Raw genomic sequence first — 17466 nt, forward strand, 5'->3', positions numbered from 1 at the left:
AGGGAGGTCTTTTCTATGGAAAATCGCTCACAATGGGGCACCCGGGTAGGGTTCCTGCTTGCAGCGATGGGGTCGGCTATCGGCCTTGGTAACATCTGGCGTTTCCCGGCTACAGCTTATGAAAGTGGTGGCGGTGCATTCATCGTTCCTTATCTATTCGCGCTACTCACTGCCGGGATTCCGCTGCTTATTATGGAGTACACTATCGGTCACAGGTACAGAGGATCTGCTCCGAAATCCTTTGCGACCATCAACAAAAAAATGGAATGGATCGGCTGGTGGCAGGTACTCGTCGCGTTTGTCATTTCGACGTACTATGCAGTCATCATCGCCTGGGCACTTATGTATGCTTATTATTCAATCGGCCTGACGTGGGGTAGTGATCCTACTGCTTTCTTCGTGGGAGATTTCCTTAAACTTGCGGACCCCGGGCAGCTTGGCGGTCTCGTACCTAAAGTTCTGATTCCTCTCGTTATCGTATGGGCAGTAGTGCTCGGCACGCTTTCCCGTGGGGTCAAGAAGGGGATTGAAGTTGCCAATAAGATATTCATCCCTTCTCTCGTCGTCCTGTTTCTTATCATTGTCGTTCGGGCTGTAACGCTTCCGGGCGCGATGAACGGTCTGAACAGCTTTTTCGAACCGGACTGGAGCAGGATAATGGATGCGGAAGTGTGGATCGCCGCTTACGGTCAGATTTTCTTCAGTTTATCCATCGCATTTGCAATTATGGTAACGTATGCTTCCTATCTTCCGAGAAAGTCCGATATTACGAACAACGCATTCATTACCGGTTTTGCGAACTCATCTTTTGAAATTTTAGCGGGTATCGGAGTATTCTCCGCTGTCGGCTTCATGGCGTTCCAGTACGATACGACTGTTGCAGGTCTGGCAGCTGAAAAAGGGGTCGGAGGAATAGGGCTCGCTTTCATGGTGTTTCCTGAAATCATCAGTCAGATTCCGGGGATACCGGGGCTTTTCGGTCTCCTGTTCTTCGCCTCTCTCGTTCTGGCAGGGTTCTCCTCTCTGATTTCGATTTCAGAGACGTATGTCGCTGCAGTATCCGAGAAATTCAATATTTCCCGTCAGAAATCAGTTGTGTTCGGCGGAGGGGTTGCAGCTATCCTTTCCCTTCTTTATGCAACAAGAGGCGGGCTGAACATACTCGATACCGTCGACCACTTCATCAACAGTTACGGCGTAGCTCTCGCGGGTCTTGTCGAGGTAGTGGCCGTTGCATGGTTCGCAAAAGAACTGAAGGCACTTCAGCAACATGCGAACTCAAGTTCCGACGTTATGCTTGCCGGCTGGTGGCGTTTCTGTCTCGGTGTCATTACACCGATCGTACTCGGTTTTCAGATGGTCCAGAACCTCACGAGTGAACTTGCGGAGCCATATGAAGGGTACCCGGCAGATTTCCTTATCTACTTCGGTTGGGTAGTGGCGCTGGCGGCAATCCTTATCGGGTTTGCGTTCTCCATGAAGAAATGGCCTCAGGGAACGGCATTTGAAGATCCGACGAAGCCTAACCACAAGGAGGGGTCACTCTGATGGCTATAGTTATGTTCATTCTTACCATCACGATCATTTGGGGCGGACTTGCTCTAAGTATTACGAATGCTGTACGAAAATCCAAAAAATCATAAGATACAGGCAGTCTGCACCCGGTGCAGGCTGCTTTTTTTAGATCAGGAAGACGGTCGTTTCCTTTTTCTTAGGAGTGCGGAAATGTGGTATACTGGCAGCAGTGTAAGAGGTGATAATATGTTGGAATTGTTAGGTAAACAATATGAAATTTTAGAGGATTACCGCAATGCGGTGGAAAAAGAATCTATTGAACAAAGAGCAAGCGAGATACTCGGGAAATACGATTTCATCGTAGGGGACTGGGGATATGGTCAGCTCAGGCTGAAAGGCTTTTATGATGATCAGAACCAGAAAGCGACGTTCGATACGAAGATAAGTACGCTCGAAGATTATTTGTACGAGTACTGTAATTTCGGCTGTGCCTATTTTGTGCTGAAACGGATTGATAAGTAAACAGAAACGGGGGAGGGGAATACGTGCTCCTCTTATTTCTTATGAAAAACCGGGAAAGGTGTGAACTGGAATGTATTTTGTGAATCGTGAAGAGATTGATAATCTCCTCATCTACGTGGAAGAACTGATTCCTGTACTGCAGCAGGCAGGGATGGAGACGACTACGGAACGGCTTGCACTGGAAAGAGCTACTCACATGAGTGTGGAAGTGATGATTGATGTGGGGAACAAAATGATCGACGGCTTCATCATGCGCGATCCGGGCAGCTATCATGATATTATTGATATCCTTATGGACGAAAAAGTTCTCCCTTATGAAGAGGAGAACCAGTACAAGAGGATCATCGATATGAGAAAAGCGGTCGTGCGCGAGTATACGACCGTATCCCATGAACATCTGTTGAGCGAGTGGAACGAATGCCTCGGGTCTTTAAGGCAGTTCCCGGAGCGCATCCGTCACTATTTGAATGCCGAACTGGGAAGCGTCTCAGCGTTTACGAAGGAGTGAGCAGTAATGAAAAAGTACAAAGGTCTGCTGCTTGACCTGGACGGTACGATGTATCGGGGGAACGAAGTGATACAGGAAGCGCCTTTCTTCGTCGAAGAGTGCCGAAAGCGGGGGATCCCTTACGTATTTCTTACCAATAACTCCTCAAAACAGCCTGTTCAGGTAGCAGATAAACTGAACGGGATGGGTATTCATGCACTGCCGGAGCAGGTATACACGTCCAGCATGGCGGCGGCCGCATACATACAGCGCAAGTTTTCTGAACCGAACGTCTTCATGATCGGGGAAGAAGGGCTCGAATCAGCCCTGCTTGCCGGCGGTGCGACACTTACCGAGGAGAACGCTGACGTGGTGGTCGTCGGTATCGACCGTGAGTTGTCGTACGATAAACTGAGGAAGGCAGCGCTGAATATCCAGAACGGAGCGGCGTTTGTAAGTACGAATAAAGACAGGGCGATTCCTACGGAAGAGGGGATGCTTCCCGGAAACGGAGCGGTGACGGAAGCGATCGCTCTCACTGCCGGAATCAGCCCCGTGTACGTCGGGAAACCGGAAGCGCTTATTGTGGAAGAGGCACTGGAAGTGCTCGGGGTGAGTAAAGAAGAGGCACTGCTTGTTGGGGATAACTATGAAACGGATATATCAGCCGGCATCTATGCGGGAGTGGACACACTGATGGTGGAAACAGGAGCGACCTCGTTCGAAGACTTGAACGAGGTCGAGAGTCAGCCCACTTATAAAGTGAAGAAACTGGATGAGTGGACGTTTTCCTGACGTCTTTTATTCATCGGTATCGCCTGCAGCACTGTGGGCCAGCCTGCTGGAAGCGGCTGCTGCGATAGCTCCTACGATGTCATCGAGGAAAGTGTGGCACTTGCCGGACGATTTATCGTCCAGGTCTTTCAAAATGCCGGGCTTTTGTTTGTCGATGTAACCGTAGTTGGTAAACCCGATGGAACCGTAGACGTTCACAATGGAAAAAGCGATGATTTCATCGATGCCGTACAGGCTTTCGTCGGTTTCGATTGTACTCTGAAGCGGTTCTTCGAGCTTATTCTCTTCCGCGAGCTTGTCCATCTGAATACCGGTGATGATGGCGTTCTGCACTTCTCTTTTGTGAAGGACTTTCTGGACGTTTTCGCGGCAGTCTTCCATCGTCAGACCTTCGTGATATTTCGCCTGAAGATAGTAGACGAGATCCGCAATGTCATCGATTGATACACCACGGTCTTTCAGCCACGCCCGTGCCGTCTGTTCCAGTTTGGTAATTTTATCACTCATTATAACTTCCTCCTAACGACTCAGTACGATTTTCTCTTTCCCTAGTTTATGTAGCCACAAACCCGTGAATAAAGTATAACAAAGAGACAGACCGGGTGTCTGTACCAAAGAATGGGGGATTCATACATGCGAAAGCCGAAAGTATTGATTACGAGACCGTTGCCGGAAGAAGTCGTCGCTCCTTATCGTGACCGGCTCGACATTGATATGTACGACATCGACCAGCCGATTCCGGAGGAGGAGCTGAAAGCGAAAAGAGGAAATATTGATGCCCTTATTCCGATGCTGAGTGAGAAATTGGATGATGACTTTTTCCGGAACACGTCCGCCAAAATCGTAGCTAACCTGGCCGTCGGTTTTGACAACATCGATGTGGCATCAGCGCGGAAACACGGGGTGACCGTGACGAATACGCCGGACGTTTTGACCGAAACGACAGCCGATCTTACGTTTGCTCTTCTGATGAACACCGCAAGAAGAATCAGTGAAGCTCAAAATTACATAAAAAAAGACAGGTGGAAGCAGTGGTCTCCACTGCAGCTGGCCGGCACGGATATCCACCATAAAACCGTCGGTATCGTCGGAATGGGACGTATCGGAGAGGCAGTGGCCAGAAGAGCCGTGGGTTTTTCGATGGAGGTGCTCTATCACAACCGTTCCCGTAAGACCGAAGCGGAAGAACGGACGGGAGCCCGGTACGTTTCTCTCGAGGAACTTCTTCAGACATCCGACTACGTCGTCTGCATGACTCCGTACACCGAAGAAACGCATCATATGTTCAGCGATGAAGCGTTCCGTACCATGAAAGATACCGCTTATTTCATCAATACCTCCCGCGGGAAAACGGTGGATGAAAAAGCTCTGCAGCATGCTCTTGAGAACGGGGAAATCAGCGGATGCGGTCTTGATGTGTTCGAAGAGGAGCCGATTTCTGCGGATCACCCGCTTCTCGGGTTGAAAAACGTGACGGCTACTCCTCACGTCGGTTCGTCAACCACGGAGACGAGATATCGCATGATGCAGCTCTGTCTCGACAACGTCGCGCGTGTCACTGCAGGAGAGAGTCCTCTCACACCGGTTACGTGAACATAAAAAAGAGAAGGGGGCGTCCCCTTCTCTTTTTACGTAATGTATGATCAGAATACCTGCTCGACTTCGTAGATGCCCGGAACTTCCTGGCTGAGAGCCCGTTCGATTCCGGCTTTCAATGTAATCGTTGAACTTGGGCAGTTACCACACGCTCCCATAAGGCGCAGGCGGACGATGCCGTCTTCTACGTCTACAAGTTCCACGTCCCCTCCGTCACGTAACAGAAATGGGCGCAGTTTATTCAGGACTTCCTGGACTTGTTCGTTCATATCCACTTGTTGTTGCATATCGACTTTCCCCTTTCGTGATGATGTTATCTATACTATATCACAAATGTAGCATCCATAGCTTTGGAAGATGAGAACTATTATCATTTTATCTTTTCTCAATAGTTTTGTAAAATGAAAGTAACCGATAAGGAGGAGATGCCGGTGAGTAAAGAAAATGTAACCGTCACTGTGTACGGGGCGGATCAGCGCTGTGCGAGCTGTGTGAATGCGCCGGGGTCGAAAGAGACATATGAGTGGCTCCAGGCAGCCATCGGTCGCAAGTACGGAAATGAAGAAATCACTTACCGATATATCGATATATTCAATACAGAAGAAGACGAGTACATCGAAAAGATTATGGAAGACGAGCTTTTTTATCCTCTGGTGCTGGTTGAAGGAGAAATAGCCGGGGAAGGGGACCCGCGCCTCAAATCCGTCTATCAGCATCTGGAAAAGCACGGTCTTACGGCACAGGAGGGATAGATTGAATCCTCTCATAGAATTTTGTGTAACGAACCTCGCTGACGGAACGCAGGAAGTGAAGGAGAAACTCGAAAAGGATCCGGACCTGGATGTACAGGAATGGGGATGTCTGAATCACTGCGGAATGTGTGCCATCAAACATTACGCTCTTGTGGAAGGGCAGCGGGTATTCGCGAATTCTCCGGATGAGCTGCTTGAGAAGATTTACGAATACCTGGAAGAAGAAGAGCTGATATGAATGGATTGAACATTTACTGATCAGCCTATATACTGATAGTAGAAAGGAGAGGTTCCGAATGGTTCTCAATCTTACGGAAGCTGCAATTTACAGAGTAAAAGAAATGCTGCAGGAAGAAGACTCTCAAGATAAATACTTACGCTTTGGCGTGCAGGGCGGAGGATGCAGTGGTCTTTCCTATAAGCTCGGTTTTGAAGATACAATGAATGAAGATCTTGATATAAAAGAAGAACATGACGGCCTTCAGGTCATCATCAACAACCAGGATGCTGCAATCATTGAAGGGACGGAAATCGATTTCAAACAGAACATGATGGGTGGCGGTTTCACTATCGATAATCCGAACGCCATCGTATCGTGCGGCTGTGGATCATCCTTTAAGACAGCGACAAATGCCGGGACACCGGACCCGAACTGCTGATTGCCGATTTCAAAATTCGTTTAAGGGAAACGACCCTTTCTCGTTACTTCACATAATATGCCTTCTTAGCGAAAGTGATTTTCGCCAGGAAGGCGTATTTTTTTGCATGTACATCTGAGTATTGCAAATGGACACAGGTATTGAAGTGATAAAAGTTTCAGTGAAAACAAATTAATTTTTTAAATTATTTGAAAACATTTTCGAGGAATGATACTCTAGTTCTGTTACATATATTTGTATAATTTGGAAAAGATGGAGAGCTCTGCAATTCACTGTTATTAGATGTCATAAAAGGTCTGCCTTTAAATTGTGAAATGGAAGGTAAAAGCTCATTGAGTATAAGAGAGGTAAAATACACTATAAGGAAGCGGGACTGCAAATGAATAAATCGATTTTGTTTTTCCTATTATTTTTATTGACAGTGTTTACCCTCGGGTGTAGTTCATCCTCAGGTGATAAGGGAAAAGAAAAAGCTGGTGCATCAGAAGAAACGGATTCCCAAAAAAACAAAGGCCTTGAATTCGAACATAACGACCAGACTTTTACTGTCATCCCTCTTTTTTCTCAGACGTTGAACTATACAGAGAAAGTCGGGGGCGATTCTTCAAAAGATAGGGAAAGGTTATATCAGGAATATGTGATTTCCTCTTTTGAAGATATAGCTGAAGAGAAAGACCTGGAAATATCGGAATTTTACGAGGATTATTTTGAATATAATACTAATATTGAAGAACTGGAGAACAGTACAAAAGAACTTATGAAACAGAAAGATGTGATTATGAAAAGTGTCCAAAGCGCTTTGAAGGAGTCCTCGAGTAAACTCTCCGGTACCGATAAGACTATCTTCGTCATGCCTCTGAACCCTACAAACCATTTTCCGATTTACAATCTTGGCGGTGTGACGGGAGTAACCCTTAGTGAAGATACAGTGATCATGAAATTGGATCCTTCCTATGAGGAAGAACAGTTGAAATATGCCGTAGCACATGAGTACGGTCATTTGATTGAAGGTGAAGGGAATGGTGGGAATTGGGGCAGTATTAATGAACTCGTAATCAGTGAAGGAAAAGCCGACACGTTTGCCAGAAAAGTATATCCTTCCGTAGAAACAAGTTGGAACACTCCGTTGGAAAAAAATGAGAAAAATGAAGTGCTCAGCGTTCTTGAAGAAGAGGGGAACGGATACAATGCAGATGCTTACTACACATTGGAACGGGGGAACTCCAATAGAAATATTCCCATAGCGTCCAATTATAAGATAGGAGCTGTAATCGTAGAAGATTATATAGAGAATAACAACCCTTCCTCTGTGAAGGAATGGATTGATTTATCACCCCAACAACTAATTGAAAAAACAAGTTATGAAGAGCTTCTTCAGTAAGATGAATCATAGGAATACTGACCCTCAATTGCATAGAAGCTCTCAAGGTTTCTTATATACTTATCGTTCAATATTATGAAACCGGCAGAATGGCGAGGAGTGAAAAGGTGAGGAATAAAGATGAAAACAATTTCAGAGATGATAAAGATCTCAGTAAAATCGAAATGGCTTCAGAAGGGGCTACAGGTTGCGGATTGGGGTGTTTAGGAGTAGCTTTCGTATTTATTAACTTTCCTGTTTTCTTTTACATATTGTAATGGTACCTTATTTCACACAGAGAGAAGGTGTTGAACCGGAGAACGGATAAACTATAGTGAAGTGAATGATACCTCGAAGGGGAAACTTAATTATGAATGAAAATAGTACATTGAAAAATCAAAATGATACAATTGCCGGTATAATTGCGATGTTTTTAATAATAGTTATGGCATTTACCGATGTGCCATTCCATTTGAGCGTGATTGTAGTTATAAGTATTTTTTTGATTAATTTTATATGGAGTATCTCGAAAAGAGAAAATAGGAAAAGTGGGGCTTATAAAGAATCATTCAAGATTTTATTAATAATGCTCCTGGTGTCAGTTGCTATTGGTCTATGGAGAACTATATTTAGTTCATTTTATTGAGAATACTTCATGTCTTTTCAATAATTTCTGAGTGATCCTGGGAAAGAAAAAGGATTAGGGAACTGTGCTGAAGAAATAATTAAAGAAGTGTAAAAGGTCCGGGTGGAGCTTATGTACTGTCACCAAGTAGAACTTTATAGGGGTACTAACTTATAATAGCAAGGACGGGGGACCATATGAACTGGCCATTAATAAAAGACAGAAGATGGGTATTATTGCAGTCAGCCTCGATTTTATTGGCAGTCATTACACTAATATTGGCAGTGAACAATAATAATTACTGGGTGTTATTTTCTGCTCTTTCTATGCTAATGATGATCATAAGTGCGAGTAGAGCAGCAAAAATAACACATGAGAAAACTGAAGCTGCAGAAGATAAACTTCCTTGTAGAAGACAGTAAGAAAACTTTAACATTATATAAAAATAAAATGTTCCGTGATTTCTTTAGAATCATTTTGAAATACCTGATGTATACTTTTGTAGATAAGGTTTGTCAAAAGAACATCCATCACCTAAATTATGTGAGAAAATTCAAAAAGTATTGAAAGCGCTTTATAGAAATGGTACTATTTTAATAAACACCGATTGAATCTGCATTTTGTAACGGCGGTTCGCTTTTATCCGGGCGGGCTATCCTTGCAAAAGATGCCGGAGATTCGGAGGAAACTTAATGTATGAATCACAGACTTGTTACATAGTGGGTGAATCCAAATCACCCGGGAACAATGCCATTACGAAAAAATATGATTCCTTTTTTGTCGGATTTGTCGTGGATATGAACAGTAATGAAATCGTCGATGTCGAATGTACGGCCATGCTGGACATCACCGTCCATTTTGTCCACAGTCTGTTCATCGGGAAAAAGATGACGGACGGGGAAACAGTCGAACAGGCGATTACGACGCGGTATTTCGGCTCCTCTAAAAAAGCACTGATCGTTGCTTTTAAACAGGCACAGCTGAAGTACTATGACATTATGAATATATGATACCGATTGCTTTATCTCACTGATCGTGGATAAAATCCAGTCGACAAGAAGCGTATTCTTGCCGGCTGGTTTTTTGTTTTTATACATAATATCAATCAAGGGGGAGAATCATTATGATCGAAAGTGGATTTCTTTATCTGGGAGTCATCATAGGTCTGGCCGGACTGGTCGCTTTTCTCGAATCGTCGAAAAGTAAATTTTTCAAATACGTGCCGGGTATCGTGCTCATTTACTTTGGAGGTGCGATTCTGAAGACGACAGGGATCATCGGCTCCACGGAAACGATTGACAGTACGTATGGAAATGTACGGGACATCCTGCTTCCGATGCTCATATTCCTGATGCTTATCAACTGTGACTTACGAAAACTGAAGAAACTGGGTCCGAAGATGCTGATCGGTTATTTTGCGGCTGCTTTCAGTATTATGCTCGGATTCGTCGTCACATACCTGCTGTTCCAGGGGTTATATGCTGAAAATACGTGGCAGGCCCTGGGAGCTCTTGCCGGAAGCTGGACGGGCGGCTCCGCCAACATGGTCATCATTCAGGGGATCCTCGAGGTGCCGGAGAATATTTTTGGTTACGCCCTTATTATGGATACTGTCAACTATTCCTCCTGGGTCATGATCATGTTCTGGCTCGTTCCATTCGCGGCCCTTTTCAACAAATGGGCTAAGTCCAATACCGAACATCTCGATGAAATCACCGCTGACCTAGTGGAGGAGGATAAAGAGAAGGATGCGAAGAACATAACCTTCGTCCATATGCTTGGTCTTTTATCCGTAGCCATATTCGTCTCCTCGATAGCTGCCGAGATCGGCGGAGTGCTTCCTTCTTTCGGTACTGTCGTTAACGCAACGACGTGGACGATCCTCATCGTTTCTATTCTCGGTGTACTTCTCGCTATGACGAAGCTTGCGAAAGTTCCGGGTTCGATGGATATCGCGAACGTCTTCCTTTATATCGTTATCGCCCTGATCGCTTCCCGTGCCGATTTCTCCCAACTGGGACAGGCGCCGGTGTATATTATTTCCGGTTTCGTGATTCTCGCTGTACACGCAATCATCATGCTGCTTGTCGCGAAACTTTTCAAACTGGATCTGTTCACTCTGGGTGTTTCGAGTCTTGCGAATATCGGCGGGATGGCGTCTGCCCCACTGCTTGCAGGAGCTTACCACAGATCGCTTATACCGGTCGGCGTGCTGATGGCTCTCGGAGGATCGTTCCTCGGAACGTACGGCGGACTGCTGGTTGCCGAAGTGCTTTCGATGTTGTAGGGGAGGAGCTATATGAAAATAACCGATATCGTATGCGAAAACAGAACAGTTTCTTTGAAACGTCCATTCAAAACCGCTGTCCGTACCGTGGAAAACATTGAAGTGATGGATGTATATGTGAAAACGGATGGAGAGATCGAAGGGTACGGGTCGGCGACGGCTTCCCTTCAGGTTACGGGGGATTCCCTGAAAGGGATGAGAGCAGCCGTGGAGGGTCCTGTCCGGGATGCTCTTCTGAACGAAGATGTACAGAAACTGAACCATCAGCTCATTAAATTGGAAAAAAGCTGCATCCATAACTCGAGCGCGAAAGCGGCTGTGGATATAGCTCTCCATGATGCTTACGGAAAGCATAACAATCTCCCCATATATAAAATGCTGGGCGGGGAGAGAGGGGTACTTGAGACGGATATGACCGTCAGTGTAGATGACCCGGACCTTATGAAACAGGAAGCGGTCGCAAGAGTCCGGGAAGGGTTCGACGTCCTTAAATTGAAAGTGGGCATGGACGAAAATGAGGATTTCGATCGCCTGCTTCAAGTAAAAGAAGCGGTAGGGGAAAATGTGCGCCTGCGTCTCGATGCCAATCAAGGGTGGACGGGGAAACAGGCCGTTCATTTTCTGAAAAAGATAGAACAGGAAAATATCAATGTGGAACTCGTCGAACAGCCTGTTCCGGCTCATGACCTGAAAGCTCTGAAATACGTGCGTGAACATGCTCACGTGCCGATTATGGCCGATGAGAGCGCTTTTTCCCCGCGGGAAGTCCTTCGGCTCCTGGAAATGGATTGTACCGACTACGTGAACATCAAACTGATGAAGGCAGGGGGATTGAGAAGAGCAAGGCAGATCGCTGATATCTGCGAGAGTGCGGGTGTTCCCTGCATGATCGGAAGTATGATGGAATCGACTGTTTCAGGCACGGCGGCTGTCCACCTTGCTATGGCCCACCCGAACATTACGATGTACGATCTCGACGCCCCGGCCTGGATGGATGATGAAGGTCTGAAAGGGGGGATGAGCTACGAAGGAAGAGAAGTGACGTTGAACGAACGCCCCGGGCTCGGTTTTTATTAATCTTTGGAGGTGGTTATTGATGAAAAATAGACTTTTATGGATAACGGCTGTACTGCTGTTCAGTTTTGTTTTCACTTCTGCTGTCCAGGCAGAGAATAAAGAGATGTACGTAGATGTGTCTGTAGCTACATTGTGGAGTGAACCTGCTGATACGAGGGATGTCGATGCTCCGGCGATCAGTAACCCGGTAGATATGTGGGAGTGGACGGAAAACATGACATACGAACAGAAACTGGGACTCGTCGGTAAACTGCAGACGCAGGCTCTTTATGGACAGAAAGTCACCATCCTTGAAGAAAAAGGGGACTGGGTGAAAGTCGCCGTCCACGGTCAGCCGACACCGAAAAATGAACTCGGCTACCCGGCCTGGATGCCGAAAGAACAGCTGGCGGATGAGAAAAGGTACAGCACTTTAAAAGATAAGAAGCCGTTCGCACTGGTCACATCGCCTACGGCTCATCTGTATGACGATAAAAACAGAAAAAAGGAATTCAAAGAAATCAGCTTCAATACGAAACTTCCTGTTGTAACTCAGGCTGGAGATTCCATGCTGGTGGTTACTCCGAGTGATGGAATGAAGTGGATCAACGAAGAGGATGCTTCCGTTTACGAGAGCGAGGACGAAATCCCTGAAGCGGACGGTGAGGACCTGGTGGAAACGGGGAAACAGTTTCTGGGACTGCCGTACTTGTGGGCAGGTGCTTCCGGTTTCGGGTTTGACTGTTCAGGCTTCACACACACCATCTTCAAATCACATGGAATAACAATACCGCGGGATTCTTCCGTACAGGCGGAGAACGGGACTCCCGTAGCAAAAGAGGATCTGCAGGAAGGGGATCTGCTGTTTTTCGCTTATGACGAAGGAGAAGGATATGTCCACCACGTCGGTATGTATATCGGGGATGGGGAGATGATCCATTCCCCTAATTCGGCAAGTACGGTAGAAATCATCGACGTGTTCGAATCGGATTATGCCGTTGAATTTGCAGGGGCGAGAAGATATTTGGATTAATGTAACGTAACTCTCCGGCACTTTTGTGGGAATAAATTTTGCGTTGCTTACGTTGATTCAAAATGTTAAAACTCCAGAGGAGCCTTGAGGGAATGTTTTCCTTCAGGCTTCTTTTTATGAGAACAGCTTTATTCACATTAAAAATGCGTGCCATGATTCAGGAAACTGTCATAATGGAATATGTAAAGAGAGGTTGAGGACATAACGTCGTCGGCTGCATAATAGAAAGAACCATAGCAATTACGTGAGGGGATGGACGTCAATTGATATCGAGTGAAATTGCGCAGATGATCGTAGACAGAACCATGGCTATTCTTTCTTATAATATCAATGTCATGGACGAAAATGGCATAATTTTAGGGGCTGGCGATACGAAAAGAAGAGGGACCATACATGAAGCCGTGAAGTATAGAAAAAATCCGGCAGACCATTTGGAGATTCATCCGAAGGAAGTGGAAAAATGGAACGGTGTCGACCAGTGAATCAATTTACCTATTTATTATGAAAACCGCACCATCGGAACTATCGGGATAACCGGGCCGCCCGGGGAAGTGAGGAAATACGGAGAACTCGTAAAAATGACAGCGGAAATGATTATAGAACAGAGATACCTTCTTGACCATGTTCAATACGACGAACGGATTCGCAGGGAATTTCTGTATCAGTGGCTGGAAGACACCTATGCCAATGACCGGGAATTTACACGGAAAGCGGATATGCTGGGGATCGACCTTGAGATTCCGCGGATAGTCATCTGTGTTTTTCCGCCCCCTGACAGAAACAGCAGGGATTACCTGGATCAGCTGGAAAGAAAAATCAAGACACATCTAAGGCCGCAGGAACTGGTCACTGTGCTGGAGGATCGAATTGTAATCATAAAAACGATTGTTCTGTCAGAAGAGTACGAGACGAAGTTAAAAGAATGGATCCGCTTTTTACATCTGCCGTCCAGTTATGTAGGGACTCCGGCTTCTGACGCATCGGAAGTCGCCCGTTCCTATAAAAGAAGCCTGATGACGAGGAAGACTGCTGCAGCAACGTCCATAAAAGATGATGTGGTGTTTTACGGAAAGCTGTCCGTGGAGGTGCTGCTTTATGACTTGTATCAAAAAGACGGGTTTTCGGTACATCAAACCGATGGACAGCTCCCGGAAGTACTGATTGCAACTTTAAAGACGTATGTGGAATGTAACGGAAAATCCGCAAAAACGGCTGACAAATTATACATACATCGAAATACACTCCAGTATCGTTTTGCGAACATCCAACATATCACCGGCAGGGATCCACGGAATGTGAGGGATTTATTTTATTTACACGCAACCTATGTTCTTTTCACCAGCTTCAAAGAACAGGAAGACCTAATAAAGTGAAATGATAGCGGTTTAATTTGTGCAAATGACTGATGACTTCTTTTCGGAAGGCGCTTACAATGGAAGGAGAATTTTTAAACGAGGAGTGTTAAAAGTGCCTGTAACAACTGTAGGAGCCATCGGTGGTTTGATTTTAGCCATCGTACTGATTTTAAGAAAAGTACCGCCCGTATACGCGCTTATCACCGGAGCTCTGGTCGGAGGAATTGTCGGCGGGGCCGGTCTTACGCAGACAGTGGAGCTGATGGTGGAAGGAGCGGAAGGAATCATCCCTGCCGTGCTGCGGATCCTTGCAGCCGGGGTTCTGGCCGGTGTTCTGATCGAATCGGGAGCGGCGAATTCCATCGCGAATGCTGTTGTGGAGAAACTCGGTGAGAAGAAAGCTCTCCTCTCCCTTATTTTAGCGACGATGGCGCTGACCGCCGCGGGTGTGTTCGTGGATATAGCGGTAATCACGGTGGCGTCGATTGCGTTGGCGATCGCCTACAAAGCGGGTTTGTCCAAAACGGCTATATTACTTGCTATGGTGGGCGGGGGAAAGGCAGGGAATATTATGTCCCCTAACCCGAATACGATTGCCGTTTCCGAAGCTTTCCAGGTTCCGTTGACTTCTGTAATGGCTGCAGGAATCGTGCCTGCGGTCTTCGGGATTTTCGTTACATATATTATGGCGAAGCGCCTCGTACATAAAGGTAGTTTCGTCGGTGAGAGGGGCCTGGAAGAAGGAGAGGGTAAAAAGCTCCCTCCGGTCACGCTCGCGCTTACCGCGCCAATAATAGCGATTTCTTTACTCGTTCTGCGTCCTGTCGCCGGTATTGAAGTCGATCCTATGATCGCGCTTCCCGCAGGAGGTCTGGTCGGGGCGATCGTTATGGGTAAATGGAGATCGATCAATTCATTTATCATTACCGGCCTCGGCAAAATGTCAGCAGTCGCCGTACTCCTTCTAGGTACCGGAGCCATCGCGGGGATTATTTCGAATTCCACGCTGCAGTACCTGCTGATAGATACCATTGAATATTTAGGGCTGCCGAGCTACGCATTAGCTCCTGTTTCCGGCATCTTTATGGGGGGAGCGACCGCTTCAACGACGGCCGGGTCTATCGTTGCCGCAGAAGTTTTCAGCGGAACGCTGCTTGAAATGGGTGTCAGCGGTCTGGCAGGTGCAGCCATGATCCACGCCGGGGCAACGGTGATCGACCATATGCCTCACGGAAGCTTTTTCCACGCCACGGCCGGTAGTGTACTGATGAGTATCCAGGAACGCGTGAAGCTGATACCTTATGAGACGGTCGTAGGTTTGACGCTCGCTGTCGTATCTACACTGATTTTCGGGGTGTTTCAATTATTTTAACGGGCACAGCTACAACAGCAACTATAAGGAGGATGAAAGATGAAGATCGTTATCGCTTCTGATTCTTATAAAGAGACCCTTACCTCGCAGCAGGTGGGGGAGGCTGCCAAGGAGGGACTGGCACGCGTGCTCGATGCGGAAATTATTGTGTGCCCCATGGCGGACGGGGGAGAAGGGACGATGCGGGCGCTGATGGATGCTTCCGGAGGAAAAGTGGTCACCGCCAACGTGTCCGATCCTTTCGGAAACCCCGTGGAAGCTCCCTATGGTATTTCGGGAGATGGCAGCACGGCAGTGATTGAAATGGCGGCAGCTTCCGGTATTCAGCACACGACTGCCGAGACGAAAGACCCGAAGATAACTTCCACATTCGGCACAGGTCAGTTAATCAGCCACGCCTTCCGGCAGGGGGCACGATCATTTATTATCGGACTCGGCGGAAGTGCGACGAATGACGCAGGTGCTGGAATGCTTCAGGCGTTGGGCGCTTCCTTTACAGATGAAAACGGGGAGGAATTGGCGCCGGGCGGAGCTTCTCTGCTTCATCTGGCACATATTGATACGAGCGGTCTCGACCCGAGAATCGAACAATCCCATTTCCGGATCGCCTGTGATGTCGATAATCCTTTAACAGGGGAATACGGGGCATCAGCGATATACGGTCCACAAAAAGGAGCGTCCCGGGAGGACGTTGCTCTGCTCGACCGTGCCCTTGCAAATTTTGCAGCTGTGGCCGGGGAACAGGTGGAGTGCGACATCGTTCACACCCCAGGCGCCGGCGCAGCTGGTGGGATGGGCGCTGCCTTTCTTGGATATTTTCCCTGTGCGCTTGAGAAAGGAGCCGAAATTGTTGCCGATGTGACTCAGCTGAAAAAGCATATGCAGGACGCTGACTTTGTCATCACGGGAGAAGGCGGTATCAATCATCAGACGGTATTTGGAAAAACGCCCGTGTACGTAGCGAAAATGGCGAAGGAAAATACTCCTCCGTTACCTGTAATCGCCTTATGCGGCAGTGTCGAAGAAGGATACGAAACAGTGTTTGACGCAGGAATCGACTCCGTGTTCAGCACAGTTGCCGGACCCGCCAGTCTGGAAGAGTTGAAGAGGGTCTCCTTCCGGAACGTGGCGCAAACCGCAGAAAATGTGGCCAGACTGATGAAACTGTAGCGATAGCATTATTATTAGGTTGCCGTACAGGGGGAGTGTTAAGTTAGCTTAACTCCCCTCTTAAAATGGGGGGATTAAGTTTATGATTTTCTGTTCGCGGACTGTTGTGCACTGATTCCTGAACGCTTGTGTATGTCTCATAAAGGGAGTGTTTCAACTGGAAGTGGCAAAATATCACCCCTGTTTGCCACTTGAAATGATCTCTGAAAGTGATGAGTTACATGCATCAGTGACCCTAGCTGGTACCATGCCTTTATATGCTATCGTCAGCCAGGAGATTCAACAGTTTTCCGGTTATTTTTATTTTCAGGAAAGGTGATTCAGCATGAAAAAAGTATTATTTGCTTTTGCAGTCTTACTTCCTTTATGTATCGTAAGTGCATGTTCAGAATCTGAAATTAGTAACAATGGGGAATTTTCAATTGAAAATATTTCTGCAAGCTCTCTTTCTTCAGGGGAAAAATATTTTTTTGTGGTACCAATCAAATGGTCTGGAAATGAAACAGCAAAAATAGTTTCCGTAGAAATGATTAACGGCGAAGAACCTGTCCATTCTGACGATGGGATTAATTATAAATTTTATGGAGGAAAACCGGATAAGAAAACAGGAGTATACGAAAGAGATAGTATAGGGGAAAAAGAAGAAATAGAAGGTTTTGAGATTAATGATAAAGCCTCTTTAATCTTAGAAACTTCTTTAAACAATGTTGAAATGAACAAGAACAGAAAAATTCAAATTACTTATGACGTAAATGGACAAGAAAGAGACCAGATTATTTCATCATCTACATTTGAAAATTTAAGTACAGAAAAATAATAAGCGTGGTAATCTGACGTACAATAACAGAGTTAATCATATAAAGAAGGAACTCAAGAAAGAAA

23 protein-coding genes and 1 pseudogene are annotated in these 17466 nt (G+C 46.4%); 22 read left to right on the top strand and 2 right to left on the bottom strand.

All coding sequences use genetic code 11. The features are described from left to right. Positions 1 to 15: 15 nt before the first annotated feature. The 5 genes from CKW00_RS04465 to CKW00_RS04480 all read left to right on the top strand — a co-directional run bounded on the left by CKW00_RS04465 (position 16) and on the right by CKW00_RS04480 (position 3319). Positions 16 to 1548, top strand: coding sequence for a sodium-dependent transporter (locus CKW00_RS04465; RefSeq protein WP_095821574.1), 1533 nt, complete (start codon positions 16 to 18; stop codon positions 1546 to 1548). Then, positions 1548 to 1643, top strand: coding sequence for a methionine/alanine import family NSS transporter small subunit (locus CKW00_RS13565; protein WP_143544225.1), 96 nt, complete (start codon positions 1548 to 1550; stop codon positions 1641 to 1643). The genes CKW00_RS04465 and CKW00_RS13565 overlap by 1 nt, the downstream gene beginning before the upstream one ends. A 118-nt stretch (positions 1644 to 1761) precedes the next feature. Continuing rightward, complete coding sequence (locus tag CKW00_RS04470; RefSeq protein ID WP_095821629.1) at positions 1762 to 2037, top strand: YutD family protein; 276 nt, start codon at positions 1762 to 1764, stop codon at positions 2035 to 2037. A gap of 70 nt (positions 2038 to 2107) precedes the next feature. After that, positions 2108 to 2545, top strand: coding sequence for a DUF86 domain-containing protein (locus tag CKW00_RS04475; RefSeq protein ID WP_095821575.1), 438 nt, complete (start codon positions 2108 to 2110; stop codon positions 2543 to 2545). A gap of 6 nt (positions 2546 to 2551) precedes the next feature. Then, on the top strand, positions 2552 to 3319 hold the full coding sequence (locus CKW00_RS04480) for a TIGR01457 family HAD-type hydrolase (protein WP_095821576.1): 768 nt from the start codon (positions 2552 to 2554) through the stop codon (positions 3317 to 3319). A 6-nt stretch (positions 3320 to 3325) separates the two neighbouring features. Here CKW00_RS04480 and CKW00_RS04485 read toward each other — a convergent pair whose 3' ends face one another. After that, positions 3326 to 3826: a phosphatidylglycerophosphatase A family protein gene (locus CKW00_RS04485; protein WP_095821577.1), complete on the bottom strand. Its 501-nt coding sequence runs from the start codon at positions 3824 to 3826 to the stop codon at positions 3326 to 3328. A gap of 126 nt (positions 3827 to 3952) precedes the next feature. Between CKW00_RS04485 and CKW00_RS04490 the strand changes: the two genes are divergently transcribed. After that, complete coding sequence (locus tag CKW00_RS04490; RefSeq protein WP_095821578.1) at positions 3953 to 4912, top strand: 2-hydroxyacid dehydrogenase; 960 nt, start codon at positions 3953 to 3955, stop codon at positions 4910 to 4912. Between the two features lie 50 nt (positions 4913 to 4962). On the opposite strand, the gene CKW00_RS04495 is transcribed toward CKW00_RS04490, so the two are convergent. Further along, positions 4963 to 5202 carry a NifU family protein gene (locus tag CKW00_RS04495; RefSeq protein ID WP_040608998.1) on the bottom strand — a complete coding sequence of 80 codons (240 nt, stop codon included), beginning with the start codon at positions 5200 to 5202 and terminating at the stop codon, positions 4963 to 4965. 144 nt (positions 5203 to 5346) lie between these two features. Here CKW00_RS04495 and CKW00_RS04500 point away from each other — a divergent pair, with 144 nt between their 5' ends. The 16 genes and pseudogenes from CKW00_RS04500 (at position 5347) to CKW00_RS04570 (ending at position 17401) form a co-directional block, all read left to right on the top strand. Beyond that, on the top strand, positions 5347 to 5667 hold the full coding sequence (locus CKW00_RS04500) for a YuzD family protein (protein ID WP_095821579.1): 321 nt from the start codon (positions 5347 to 5349) through the stop codon (positions 5665 to 5667). A 1-nt stretch (position 5668) separates the two neighbouring features. Continuing rightward, positions 5669 to 5905 (top strand): YuzB family protein, encoded by a 237-nt coding sequence (locus CKW00_RS04505; RefSeq protein WP_095821580.1) that lies wholly within the window; start codon positions 5669 to 5671, stop codon positions 5903 to 5905. 58 nt (positions 5906 to 5963) lie between these two features. Further along, positions 5964 to 6326: a HesB/IscA family protein gene (locus CKW00_RS04510; RefSeq protein ID WP_095821581.1), complete on the top strand. Its 363-nt coding sequence runs from the start codon at positions 5964 to 5966 to the stop codon at positions 6324 to 6326. Positions 6327 to 6705: 379 nt separating this feature from the next. Then, complete coding sequence (locus CKW00_RS04515) at positions 6706 to 7707, top strand: DUF2268 domain-containing protein (RefSeq protein ID WP_095821582.1); 1002 nt, start codon at positions 6706 to 6708, stop codon at positions 7705 to 7707. Positions 7708 to 7814: 107 nt separating this feature from the next. Then, complete coding sequence (locus CKW00_RS13665; protein WP_158221274.1) at positions 7815 to 7964, top strand: hypothetical protein; 150 nt, start codon at positions 7815 to 7817, stop codon at positions 7962 to 7964. 92 nt (positions 7965 to 8056) lie between these two features. Then, positions 8057 to 8332 (top strand): hypothetical protein, encoded by a 276-nt coding sequence (locus tag CKW00_RS04520; RefSeq protein WP_095821583.1) that lies wholly within the window; start codon positions 8057 to 8059, stop codon positions 8330 to 8332. A gap of 176 nt (positions 8333 to 8508) precedes the next feature. Then, complete coding sequence (locus CKW00_RS13570) at positions 8509 to 8733, top strand: hypothetical protein (RefSeq protein ID WP_143544226.1); 225 nt, start codon at positions 8509 to 8511, stop codon at positions 8731 to 8733. A gap of 270 nt (positions 8734 to 9003) precedes the next feature. Beyond that, entirely contained in the window at positions 9004 to 9321 is a 318-nt protein-coding gene (locus CKW00_RS04530; RefSeq protein WP_008587290.1) for a DUF3870 domain-containing protein, read from the top strand. A 113-nt stretch (positions 9322 to 9434) separates the two neighbouring features. Beyond that, complete coding sequence (locus CKW00_RS04535; protein ID WP_095821585.1) at positions 9435 to 10598, top strand: DUF819 family protein; 1164 nt, start codon at positions 9435 to 9437, stop codon at positions 10596 to 10598. 12 nt (positions 10599 to 10610) lie between these two features. After that, positions 10611 to 11675 carry a dipeptide epimerase gene (locus CKW00_RS04540; protein ID WP_095821586.1) on the top strand — a complete coding sequence of 355 codons (1065 nt, stop codon included), beginning with the start codon at positions 10611 to 10613 and terminating at the stop codon, positions 11673 to 11675. Between the two features lie 19 nt (positions 11676 to 11694). Continuing rightward, a complete protein-coding gene (locus CKW00_RS04545; protein WP_095821587.1) occupies positions 11695 to 12687 on the top strand; it encodes a C40 family peptidase in 993 nt (330 codons plus the stop codon). 263 nt (positions 12688 to 12950) lie between these two features. Further along, positions 12951 to 13688, top strand: a pseudogene (locus tag CKW00_RS13805) (CdaR family transcriptional regulator); the annotation flags it as partial. A 12-nt stretch (positions 13689 to 13700) separates the two neighbouring features. Further along, a complete protein-coding gene (locus CKW00_RS13810; RefSeq protein WP_233129716.1) occupies positions 13701 to 14060 on the top strand; it encodes a PucR family transcriptional regulator in 360 nt (119 codons plus the stop codon). Between the two features lie 94 nt (positions 14061 to 14154). After that, positions 14155 to 15414 (top strand): GntP family permease, encoded by a 1260-nt coding sequence (locus tag CKW00_RS04560; RefSeq protein ID WP_198951620.1) that lies wholly within the window; start codon positions 14155 to 14157, stop codon positions 15412 to 15414. A gap of 39 nt (positions 15415 to 15453) precedes the next feature. Next, positions 15454 to 16584, top strand: a complete 1131-nt coding sequence (locus CKW00_RS04565; protein WP_095821590.1) for a glycerate kinase — start codon at positions 15454 to 15456, stop codon at positions 16582 to 16584. Between the two features lie 325 nt (positions 16585 to 16909). Further along, the gene (locus tag CKW00_RS04570) at positions 16910 to 17401 is read left to right on the top strand and encodes a hypothetical protein (protein WP_095821591.1); all 492 of its coding nucleotides are present in this window, start codon (positions 16910 to 16912) and stop codon (positions 17399 to 17401) included. The last annotated feature ends 65 nt before the right edge of the window (positions 17402 to 17466 follow it).

The sequence above is a fragment of the Salimicrobium humidisoli genome, from assembly GCF_002295105.1.
GTDB lineage: Bacteria > Bacillota > Bacilli > Bacillales > Halobacillaceae > Salimicrobium > Salimicrobium humidisoli.